Here is a 10,221-nt window from a genome sequence, read left to right as displayed (position 1 = left end):
TTTGGGCCGTGGGTGGCTTCGGTGATGGCTAGGGCGCGTTCGGCCAGGGGGCGGGCGGTGGCTGCCTCGCCCAGGTCGCGCAGCAGCGTGGCGAGGTTGTTCAGGCGGATGGCGACGTCGGGGTGGTTTGGGCCGTGGGTGGCTTCGGTGATGGCTAGGGCGCGTTCGGCCAGGGGGCGGGCGGTGGCTGCCTCGCCCAGGTCGCGCAGCAGCGTGGCGAAGTTGTTCAGGGAAATGGCGACGGCGGGGTGGTCGGGGTCGTGGGCGACTTCGTCGATAGCTAGGGCCTGCTCGAAAAGTGGACGCGCTTCTCGTGCCCGGCCATGCACCTGAAGGTAGGTGCCAGCGCGGTCCAAGAGCCAGGAGACTGAGCTGGCCAAGGACATGTCGTCCGGCATCACTCGGAAATGCTCGACAGCCGCTAATACATGGGGAAGCAATATCACCCACCGTGGCCAATCTTGCGGGGCGCCCATGATCTGAGAGGGCGCGTCCGCCTGCAGCAGGCGTAACGCTGCCCTTAACGGATCTTGATCATGCCTAGTTTCTTGAGAGACCTGCGAGGGTGCATGCGCCGAAGATGATGTCTGATGGGCGCGAACAGCTGCCTGCACGAGGCGGTGAATCTGCAGTCCACTGCCGGTCCGCTTCGCCAAGGAGAAGTCGACCAGCGTGGCGAGGACATCAGCGAACTCAAGAGAGTCAGCCGCTGCGTCGGACAGCGGGGTGGGCAACAGAGCTGGATGGCTGGTGAACAGATCGAGAGGTATTGCCTCTGGCGCGAGGTAGGCACACAAGTCGAGCAACTGCACAGCCGCTGGGGAGTTCGGGGCGATTTGATCCAGGCTGAGATCCCACAGCGTCGCGACGGTTGTACCGGCTCGATCTGCAACCAAGCCTCTGCCGATCAGCTCCTCGGTCCGGGTCTGTAGCAGCGTCAGGTACTCCGACGCCGGTATGCCTGTCGTGTCTAGGTAGGCCGCTGCCTGCTCCAACGCCAAGGGAAGGTGGCCCAAGAATTCGGCAATGCCGGTGGCGACCTCAGTGTCAATCTCGGGCGCTCGTGTTCGGATCAACGCGACGGCCGCGTCGGGTTCGAGAACGTCGAGATCTAACACGGAGCCGATGCCCTTGAATCCGCCGCGGCGCGTGGTGACCACTGCATGCCCGGGGATACCGGCTGGCTGCGGGAAGGTGGGAATCCAGGCCTGTACGTCAGCCACGCCGTTGGCGTTGTCGAACACCAGCAACCAGCCACGGGCCTGGCGCAACTGCTCGTGTACGGCTGTCCGGATCGCGTCCGGGTCAGGGTCGGGCTCCAATCCCAGCCGAGCAGCCAAGGCGGCGAACTGGTCGGGAATGGTCTCGGTCGTCTCGGCTGCAATCCACCACACCACCTCGTACTTGGTGGCGTGGGTGTGCACGTACTCGTTCACCAGTTGGGTCTTGCCTACGCCACCCATGCCGTGCACCGCGCTGACCGTGACCGCCGACTCGCCGTCGAGCGTGCGCGCCAGGGTGTCAAGGGCATCCGCTCGGCCAGTGAAGTTGGGATTCCGGGGCGGCACGTTCCAGACCCGGGCCCCTGTGCCTGGAAACGGCGTCTGATGGGGCACCGCTCGAGATGCGGGTGGGAACGGCGGGGGCGAGGCAGGCTTGGCCCGGCCCTTCCTCGCGCCGTCGACGAGTTGCCGCAGCTGCTGCCGGGCAGTTGCTTCCGCTAGCCCGAAGAGGTCCGCCCCAACCACACCACCTAGCAATCCTGGACGCTCACAGTCGGTGATCCGAACCGTCAGGAGCTTGCGCTGCTTGCCCGTCGGATCGGCCGCCCAGGCGGCTTGCCACTCGGCGCCGCCATACACCGACTCCAGGTAGGCGTCGGACAGCACCGCCAGAGTTCGCTCGGCGCGGGTGACACCCTCCTGCATGTTGTGGATCCAGTTGCTGCCGCCGACGAAGTCCCAGGCCTGGATGAGCACCCGGTTACCGGCTTCCTCCAACTGCCAGGCCACCCATTCGGCCCATGGGCGGTCCGCCTGGGTGTAGGAGACGAAGAAGTCCCACCTTTCGGAGTCCGTAGCCTTCGTCACCAGAGAAGAATCCCACAAACCGACCGGGCGACGGGCCGATGGCGGCGCCTGCGAGTACCGGCTCAGGCGCGGGTGAGGATCACCACCGGGATCTCGCGGTCGGTCTGCCGCTCGTGCTCGGCGAAGAACGGGTAGAGCTCCTTGAGCATGCTCCACAGCCGGTCCCGCTCGGCACCGGAGGCGGTGCTGGCCGTCGCGTCGAAGCGCTCGCTGCCGGCCTCGCTGTCGACCTCGACGCCGACCCGCGGGTTCGCGGCCAGGTTGACGTACCAGTCCGGGTGCTTCGGCGCGCCGATGTTCGAGGCGATCACCAGCAGCCGGTCGCCGTCCGGGTGGAACATCATCGGCGTGGTGCGCTGCTGGCCGGTCCTGGCCCCGGTGGTGGTGAGCAGCAGCAGCCGCTCGCGGTGCATGCCCTCGATCGGCCCACCGGCCCGGAACTGCTCGATCACCCGGCGGTTGATCTCCTTGACGTCCATGCGGTGCTCCTTCCGAGCCGATCACCTGGGTGCCGATTCTTGCGCTAGCCGAGTGCCAGCCGCACCGCGAGCACCCCGATCAGCGCGCCGGAGACCAATGCGGTGGCCCGCCGGGCCCGGGCACCGCTGAGCACCCGGCCGAGCAGCGCGCCGCAGCAGGCCAGGCCCAGTTGCCAGCTGGCCGAGGCGGCGAAGGCGGCGGCCACGAACAGCGCCTGCTCTCCCGGGCCGGGCGCGATCCCGGCGCGCAGCCCCACCACCAATGCCACGAAGTAGATCAGCGTGGTCGGGTTGACCGCGGTCAGGCCGGCCAACAGGCCGAAGGCGCGCAGCGGGCCGGGTGCCGCCGGCGCACCGGACGGTTCCGCCCTGCCAGCCACGGCGGAACGTTCGGGCGCCAGGCCGGCCCACACCGCCCGGGCGGCGACCGCCGCCAGCACCGCGACCGACACCCAGTGCAGCGTCCCGAGCGCCGGCCGGACCGCCTCCGCGGCCGCGGCTCCGCCCAGGGTGGCGCCGAGCGCGTAGGCACCGTCCACCGCGGCGATGCCGAGGGCCGCCGCCGCACCCACCCGCACCGAGGTGCGGGCGGCCAGCGTGATCAGGTAGGTGCCGACCGGGCCGATCGGTATGGCGATCGAGTACCCCGCCAGCAGGCCCGCCAGCAGCGCGGCGGTCACGGCTGGGCCAGGATCGACCTTCCTGCAGGGACGGACTGCTGACGGGTGGCCGCCGAGTCGGCACCCGCAGTTCTCCGTGTCCGGTCAGTGTCGAAGGTCATGCGGACAGGATGGGGCAGCCGGCGCGCCGCCGGCAACCGAGTTTCCTCCCGGCCCGGTCAGCCGATCCTCAGGACGACTGCCCCGCGCTGATGTTCACCAGCCAGCTGACGCCGAAGCGGTCGGTGCACATGCCGAAGAAATCGCCCCAGGGCGCCCGGTCCAGCGGCATGGTGACGGTCGCGCCGTCCGACAGCTTGTCCCAGTAGCCGCGCAGCTCGCCCTCGTCCTCGCCGCTCAGCGAGACGGCGAAATTGGACCCGGGCGTGTAGTCCATGCTGTTGGGCGTGTCCGCTGCCATCAGCGCCAGGCCGTTGTCGGTGATCAGCTGGGAGTGCATGATCTTGTCCTGCTCGGCCGGGTCCTCGCTGGCGTGCATCTCGGCGAACGTGCTCGTGGTCAGCTCGCCCCCGAACACCGAGTGGTAGAACTCCATCGCCTGCCGCGCGTTGTCGCGGAAGTTGAGGTACGGGTTGAGCCTGGTGGTCATGAGATCTGCCCTTCACTCGTCGGTGGCCTGATCCGGTACCCGCCAGATTTTGCCCTGCCGGCAGGCGGGCGGAAGCCATGTTGCCACCGTTGGTGCAGACCGCCTAGTGTCCGCCGCTGCCAGGTAGGAGGTGCCGGTGACCCTCAGTCGCGGTCGGCGCGCAGCAGCAGCACCGACCGGGCGGTCAGGCTGAGCTCGGTGCCGCCCTTGAGCGGCTCGGCGTCCGGCCGGCCGGCCACCTCGGTGGTGTCGATGACCACCGCGTAGCGGTCGGCCCACGGCCGGCCGGGCAGCGCGAACGGCATCGGCTGCTCGCCGGAGTGCAGCAGCAGCAGGTAGGACTCGTCGGAGATGACCTGCCCGCGCCGGCCGCGGTGGCGCAGCCCGCGCCCGTCCAGGTACATGCCGATGGTGCGCAGCCCGGGGTCGAACCAGTCGCGCTCGGTCAGCTCCCGGCCGGCCGGGTGGAACCAGGCCAGGTCCTTGCAGCCGTCGGCGTTGATCGGGCGCCCCTCGAAGAACGCCCGCTGTCGCAGCACCGGCGAGGCCCGGCGCAGCGCGATCAGCCGTCGGGTCAGCTCCAGCAGGTCGTCGGCGGCCGGGGAGTCCGCCCAGTCCAGCCAGGACACCTCGTTGTCCTGGACGTAGGCGTTGTTGTTGCCGCCCTGGGTGCGGTAGCGCTCGTCGCCGGCCACCAGCATCGGTGCCCCGGTGGACAGCAGCAGCGTGGTGAGCAGGTTGCGGACCTGCTTCAACCGCAAAGCGTTCACCTCCGGGTCGGTGGTCTCGCCCTCCACCCCGAAGTTGATCGAGCGGTTGTCGTCGGTGCCGTCGGCGTTGGACTCGCCGTTGGCCTCGTTGTGCTTGCGCAGGTAACTGGCCAGGTCGCGCATGGGAAAACCGTCGTGCGCGGTGACAAAGTTGATCGAGGCGAACGGCAGCCGGCCGTCGTCGGCGTACAGGTCCGACGAGCCGGTCAGCCGGAACGCCAGGTCCCGCACCCCGCCGGAGCCGTGCGCCCAGAAGTCCCGGACGGTGTCGCGGTACTTGCCGTTCCACTCCGTCCACAGCGGCGGGAACTCGCCCACCTGGTAGCCGCCGTCGCCGATGTCCCACGGTTCGGCGATCAGCTTGACCTGGCTGATGACCGGGTCCTGGTGGATGGTGTCGAAGAACGAGGACAGCTTGTCGACGTCGTGCAGCGACCGGGCCAGCGCCGAGGCCAGGTCGAACCGGAAGCCGTCGACGTGCATCTCGGTGACCCAGTAGCGCAGCGAGTCCGTCACCAGCTGCAGCACCGCCGGGGTCCGGACGTCGAGGGTGTTGCCGCAGCCGGTGTAGTCCAGGTAGCGGGCCGGGTTGGCCGGGTCCACCCGGTAGTAGCCGGTGTTGTCGATGCCCCGGTAGGACAGCACCGGCCCGGCCGGGTTCAGCTCGCCGGTGTGGTTGTAGACGACGTCGAGGATCACCTCGATCCCGGCGGCGTGCAGCGCCCGCACCATCGCCTTGAACTCGCGCACCTGGTTGCCGCCGAGCCGGCCGGTGTGGGTGGCGTAGGCGGCGTGCGGGGCGAAGAAGCCGATCGAGTTGTAGCCCCAGTAGTTCTTCAGCCCCCGCCGCTGCAGCGCCGGCTCGCTGACGAAGTGGTGGATCGGCAGCAGCTCCACCGCGGTGATGCCCAGCTGCTTGAGATAGGAGATGGCCGCCGGGTGGGCGAGCCCGGCGTAGGTGCCGCGCAGGTCGGCGGGGATGTCGGGGTGCCGGGCGGTGAACCCCCGCACGTGCAGCTCGTAGATGATGGTGTCTTCCCACGCCGTGTTCGGCCGGGGGTCGTTGCCCCACGGAAAGGCGTCGAGCACCACCACCGAGCGGGGGACGAAGGGTGCCGAGTCCAGGCCGTTGTCCGGGTAGCAGGCGACGTCGTCGACGAAGTCGCCCTCGATGGCCCGCGCGTACGGGTCGATCAGCAGCTTGGCCGGGTTGTGCAGCTGGCCGGCCGCGGGGGAGTACGGGCCGTCCAGCCGGAAGCCGTAGCGCTGCCCCGGATTGACCCCGGGCAGGTAGCCGTGCCAGATGTGGAAGCTCTTCTCCACCAGCCGCACCCGGGTCTCGGCGCCGCGGGCGTCGAACAGGCACACCTCGGCCCGGGTGGTGGCCGGCGACCAGATGCTGAAGTTGGTGCCCTCGCCGTCCCAGCTGGCGCCCAGCGGGAACGGGTCACCCGGCCACGCCACCAGATCGTCGGGGGAACTGCCCAGCCGGTGGGCCAGGCCGGAGCGGAGGTCGGATGCGGGTTCCATAGCGCAGGCGAGGTTACGCTGCCACCCGGCGGGCCGTTCTCTCACCGCTTGCAAACATGCGGTTGGATAGGGGCGTGGTTCCCGACTTCGAGCCAGATCTCGACGCCATCCTGCAGCTGCGCCAGGTGACGGTCCGGCGTGGTGAGAAGCTGCTGCTCGACTCCGTGGACTGGACCGTCGAGGAGGACGAGCGCTGGGCGGTGCTCGGCCCGAACGGGGCCGGCAAGACCACCCTGCTGCAGCTGGCCGCCACCACCCTGCACCCGACCAGCGGCGTGGTGACAGTGTTCGGCGAGCGGCTGGGCGGCGTGGACGTCTTCGAGCTGCGGCCCCGGATCGGGCTGTCCTCGGCGGCGCTGGCCCAGCGGATTCCGGCGGGCGAGCTGGTGATCGACGTGGTGGTCTCGGCCGGCTACGCGGTGATCGGGCGCTGGCGGGAGGCCTACGGGCGTCTCGACGTCCGGCGGGCCCGGACCCTGCTGGCCCGGTTCGGGGTCGCCGAGCTTGCCGAGCGCAGCTATGGCACGCTCAGCGAGGGCGAGCGCAAGCGGGTGCAGATCGCCCGGGCGATGATGACCGACCCGGAGCTGCTGCTGCTGGACGAGCCGGCCGCCGGCATGGACCTCGGCGGCCGGGAGGACCTGCTGCGCCGGCTGGCGCGGCTGGCCGCCGACCCGGAGGCGCCGACCATGGTGCTGGTCACCCACCACGTCGAGGAGATCCCGCTGGGCATCAGCCACGCGCTGCTGCTCGGCGAGGGCCGGGTGGTGGCCCAGGGGCTGATCGGCGACGTGCTGACGTCGGAGAACCTGTCCCGGGCCTTCGGGCTGGACCTCACCGTCGACTACGAGGGCGGCCGTTACTTCGCGCGTGCCCGCTGAGACCGCATCGCACGCGACCTGTCGGCGGCCCTGGGTAGGCTCGCGGCCATGACTGAGTTCGTAGCGCTCGAGGTCGCCGACGGGGTGGCCACCCTCCGCATCGACCGGCCGCCGGTGAACGCCCTGAACACCGCGGTGCAGGACGAGCTGCGCGCGGCCGCCGCCGAGTGCGAACGGCGCGACGACATCCGCGCGGTCATCCTGTGGGGCGGCGAGAAGGTGTTCGTGGCCGGCGCCGACGTCAAGGAGATGCACACCATGTCCGCCCAGGACATGCAGCGCCGGGCCGGCGCGGTGTCGGACTCGCTGGACGCCATCGCCCGGCTGCCCAAGCCGGTGATCGCGGCGGTGACCGGCTACGCGCTCGGCGGCGGCTGCGAGCTGGCGCTGACCGCCGACTTCCGGGTCAGCGCCGACGACGCCAAGTGGGGACAGCCGGAGGTCCTGCTGGGCGTCATTCCCGGGATGGGTGGCACCCAGCGGCTGGCCCGGCTGATCGGCCCGGCCCGGGCCAAGGACCTGATCTTCACCGGCCGCTTCGTCGACGCCCAGGAGGCCCACCAGCTGGGCCTGGTGGACGTGGTGGTGCCGGCCGACGAGGTGTACCGGACCGCGCAGGCGATGGCGGCCAAGTTCGCCCGCGGACCGGCGCTGGCGCTGCGGGCCGCCAAGACCGCCATCGACGTCGGCCTGCAGACCGACCTGGCCAGCGGGCTGCGGCTGGAGTCGCAGCTGTTCGCGGCCGTGTTCGCCACCGAGGACAAGCAGCGCGGCATGGCCTCCTTCATCGAGTCCGGCCCCGGCAAGGCCGAGTTCACCGGGAACTGAGGTCGGGAACCGAACATGACCACCGAACTGCGCACCACCGCACCGACTCCCGCTGCCAGCGCCGAGCAGGTCGAGGCCGCCTGGCACGACCCCAAGCTCGCCAACGTGCTCTACCACGACTGGGAGGCCGGCAGCTACGACGAGAAGTGGTCGATCAGCTTCGACCAGCGCTGCATCGACTACGCCCGGGACCGGTTCAGCCACGTCGCCGGCACGTCAGGCTGGCCGTACCGCCGGGCGCTGGAGCTCGGCTGCGGCACCGGGTTCTTCCTGCTCAACCTCAAGCTCGCCGGGGTGATCGACTCCGGGGCGGTGACCGACCTCAGCCCCGGCATGGTGGAGGTGGCCCGGCGCAACGCCGCCAACCTCGGCTTCGAAGTGGACGGCCGGGTCGCCGACGCCGAGTCCATTCCCTACCCGGACGCGAGCTTCGACCTGGTGGTCGGGCATGCCGTGCTGCACCACATCCCCGACGTCGAGCAGGCGCTGCGGGAGGTGCTGCGGGTGCTCAAGCCCGGCGGCCGGTTCGTCTTCGCCGGTGAGCCGACCCGCTACGGCGACTTCGTCGCCCGCCGGCTGTCCCGGCTGACCTGGTGGGCCACCACCCGGCTGACCCGGCTGGAGCGGCTGTCGGCCTGGGCCCGTCCCAAGGCCGAGCTGGACGCCTCGTCCCGGGCGGCGGCGCTGGAGGCGGTGGTCGACCTGCACACCTTCGACCCGGCCGAGCTGCGCCGGCTGGCCGAGCGGGCCGGTGCCACCGGGGTGCGGACCCGGACCGACGAGCTGACCGCGGCCTGGTTCGGCTGGCCGGTCCGGACCTTCGAAGCCGCCGTGCCGCGGGACAAGCTCGGGTTCGGCTGGGCGATGTTCGCCTTCACCACCTGGCAGCGGCTGCACCGGCTGGACTCGACGGTGCTGGCCCGGGTGGTGCCGGCCAAGCTCTTCTACAACGTCGAGATCACCGGGACCAAGCCGGCATGATCGATACCGTCCTGTTCGATCTCGACGGGACGTTGAGCGATTCCGCCCCCGGGATCCTCGGCGCGCTGCGGGCCAGCTTCGCCGAGGCGGGCCTGGGCTGGGTGGATCCCGACACCGCCCGGTCGCTGCTCGGCCCGCCGTTCTGGCACTCGCTGCCGCCGCTGGTCGGTGAGGAGCGGGTCGAGGCGGTGGTCGAGGCCTACCGCCGGCACTACGTCACCGACGGCGCGATGTTCGACACCACCTGCTACGACGGGGTGCTCGAGGTGCTGCAGGACCTCACCGGTCGCGGCTACCGGCTGGCGGTGGCCACCAGCAAGCCCGAGCCGCACGCCAGCGAGATCGTGGCGCACCTCGGGCTCGCCGGGTTCTTCGTCACGATCGGCGGCGACACCCTGGACGGCGCCCGGGACTCCAAGGCGCTGGTGGTGGGTGAGGTGCTGCGCCGGCTGGGCGAGCCGGACCCGGCCCGGGTGCTGATGGTCGGCGACCGCAGCCATGACGTGCTGGGGGCGGCGGCCCACGGACTGGCCTGCGCCGGCGCGCTGTGGGGCTACGGCACGGCCGCCGAGCTGACCGCGGCCGGTGCGGTGCGGCTGTGCGCCAAGCCCGCCGAGGTGCTGGAGCTGCTGCCCCGGCCGGACGCCGGCTGAGCCATGCTCGGCAGATGGCGGTTCCGCGGGCAGGCTGTCACCGGCGCTGCTGACCAGCCCCGCTACCTGAGCCTGGCCAGCCTGCGCTGGGTGCTGCGGCACCGCGCCTACACCCCGTGGTACCTGCTGCGGTACTGGCGGTTCTGGCGGTTCAAGCTGGCCAACCCGCATGTCGTCACCACCGGCTTCGTCTTCCTGGGCCGCAACGTCGAGCTGTTCGCCCGGCCCGGCTACGGGCGGCTGGTGCTGGGCCGCTGGGTGCACCTGGGCGACGGCACCTCGCTGCGCTGCCACGAGGGCACCCTGCGGATCGGCGACAAGGTGGTGTTCGGGCGCAACAACGTGGTCAACGCCTACCTCGACGTCAGCATCGGCGCGGCCAGCATCATCGCCGACATGGTCTACGTCACCGACTTCGACCACGTCTTCACCGAGCTGGACCGCCCGATCAAGGACCAGGGCATCGCCAAGTCCCCGGTGCGGATCGGGGCTGACGTGTGGCTGGCCAACAAGGTCTCGGTGGTGCGCGGCACGGTGATCGGCGACGGCTGCGTGGTGGCCGCCAACGCGGTGGTCACCCGCGACCTGCCGCCCTACTCGGTCGCGGTCGGGGTGCCGGCCCGGGTGATCCGCAACCGGCGCGCCGACCACGCGGCGGCCGCCGACACCCGGGCCGCCCTCGCCGACATGGCCGCCAAGCTCGGCCTCACCGGCTCCCAGACCTGACCGGCAAGCTCGGT

At 70.8% G+C, this 10,221-nt stretch carries 10 protein-coding genes; 5 read left to right on the top strand and 5 right to left on the bottom strand.

Annotated features, from left to right (window positions below):
* The 5 genes from fxsT to glgX all read right to left on the bottom strand — a co-directional run.
* The coding region (fxsT, locus tag VLJ82_RS14380; RefSeq protein ID WP_408664050.1) for an FxSxx-COOH system tetratricopeptide repeat protein at positions 1 to 2,090 on the bottom strand (2,090 nt) is incomplete at its 3' end.
* Between the two features lie 62 nt (positions 2,091 to 2,152).
* Positions 2,153 to 2,569, bottom strand: coding sequence for a nitroreductase family deazaflavin-dependent oxidoreductase (locus VLJ82_RS14375; RefSeq protein ID WP_408664049.1), 417 nt, complete (start codon positions 2,567 to 2,569; stop codon positions 2,153 to 2,155).
* Positions 2,570 to 2,613: 44 nt separating this feature from the next.
* The gene (locus VLJ82_RS14370) at positions 2,614 to 3,249 is read right to left on the bottom strand and encodes a LysE family transporter (RefSeq protein ID WP_408664048.1); all 636 of its coding nucleotides are present in this window, start codon (positions 3,247 to 3,249) and stop codon (positions 2,614 to 2,616) included.
* 169 nt (positions 3,250 to 3,418) lie between these two features.
* On the bottom strand, positions 3,419 to 3,838 hold the full coding sequence (locus tag VLJ82_RS14365) for a VOC family protein (protein ID WP_408664047.1): 420 nt from the start codon (positions 3,836 to 3,838) through the stop codon (positions 3,419 to 3,421).
* 143 nt (positions 3,839 to 3,981) lie between these two features.
* The gene (gene glgX / locus VLJ82_RS14360; protein WP_408664046.1) at positions 3,982 to 6,138 is read right to left on the bottom strand and encodes a glycogen debranching protein GlgX; all 2,157 of its coding nucleotides are present in this window, start codon (positions 6,136 to 6,138) and stop codon (positions 3,982 to 3,984) included.
* Between the two features lie 56 nt (positions 6,139 to 6,194).
* On the opposite strand from glgX, the gene VLJ82_RS14355 reads away from it, so the two are divergent.
* Genes VLJ82_RS14355 through VLJ82_RS14335 form a run of 5 tightly spaced genes read left to right on the top strand, consistent with a single transcriptional unit; the run spans position 6,195 to position 10,207 of the window.
* A complete protein-coding gene (locus VLJ82_RS14355) occupies positions 6,195 to 7,019 on the top strand; it encodes an ABC transporter ATP-binding protein (RefSeq protein WP_408664045.1) in 825 nt (274 codons plus the stop codon).
* Positions 7,020 to 7,067: 48 nt separating this feature from the next.
* Positions 7,068 to 7,847 carry an enoyl-CoA hydratase/isomerase family protein gene (locus VLJ82_RS14350; RefSeq protein WP_408664044.1) on the top strand — a complete coding sequence of 260 codons (780 nt, stop codon included), beginning with the start codon at positions 7,068 to 7,070 and terminating at the stop codon, positions 7,845 to 7,847.
* A 15-nt stretch (positions 7,848 to 7,862) separates the two neighbouring features.
* Positions 7,863 to 8,828: a class I SAM-dependent methyltransferase gene (locus VLJ82_RS14345; RefSeq protein WP_408664043.1), complete on the top strand. Its 966-nt coding sequence runs from the start codon at positions 7,863 to 7,865 to the stop codon at positions 8,826 to 8,828.
* Positions 8,825 to 9,481, top strand: coding sequence for an HAD hydrolase-like protein (locus VLJ82_RS14340; RefSeq protein WP_408664042.1), 657 nt, complete (start codon positions 8,825 to 8,827; stop codon positions 9,479 to 9,481). Before VLJ82_RS14345 ends, VLJ82_RS14340 begins: the two co-directional genes overlap by 4 nt.
* 3 nt (positions 9,482 to 9,484) lie before the next feature.
* A complete protein-coding gene (locus VLJ82_RS14335) occupies positions 9,485 to 10,207 on the top strand; it encodes an acyltransferase (RefSeq protein ID WP_408664041.1) in 723 nt (240 codons plus the stop codon).
* Positions 10,208 to 10,221 lie beyond the last annotated feature (14 nt).

This window comes from Jatrophihabitans sp. (genome assembly GCF_035474675.1).
In the GTDB taxonomy this organism is placed as follows: domain Bacteria; phylum Actinomycetota; class Actinomycetes; order Mycobacteriales; family Jatrophihabitantaceae; genus Jatrophihabitans_A.
This window is presented reverse-complemented; position numbering and strand designations above follow the sequence as displayed.

Coding starts and splice junctions, on each gene's coding strand:
- VLJ82_RS14375 (WP_408664049.1), bottom strand. CDS start 2,569: ATGGACGTCAAGGAGATCAACCGCCGGGTGATCGAGCAGTTCCGGGCC.
- VLJ82_RS14365 (WP_408664047.1), bottom strand. CDS start 3,838: ATGACCACCAGGCTCAACCCGTACCTCAACTTCCGCGACAACGCGCGG.
- glgX (WP_408664046.1), bottom strand. CDS start 6,138: ATGGAACCCGCATCCGACCTCCGCTCCGGCCTGGCCCACCGGCTGGGC.
- VLJ82_RS14355 (WP_408664045.1), top strand. CDS start 6,195: ATGCGGTTGGATAGGGGCGTGGTTCCCGACTTCGAGCCAGATCTCGAC.
- VLJ82_RS14350 (WP_408664044.1), top strand. CDS start 7,068: ATGACTGAGTTCGTAGCGCTCGAGGTCGCCGACGGGGTGGCCACCCTC.
- VLJ82_RS14345 (WP_408664043.1), top strand. CDS start 7,863: ATGACCACCGAACTGCGCACCACCGCACCGACTCCCGCTGCCAGCGCC.
- VLJ82_RS14340 (WP_408664042.1), top strand. CDS start 8,825: ATGATCGATACCGTCCTGTTCGATCTCGACGGGACGTTGAGCGATTCC.
- VLJ82_RS14335 (WP_408664041.1), top strand. CDS start 9,485: ATGCTCGGCAGATGGCGGTTCCGCGGGCAGGCTGTCACCGGCGCTGCT.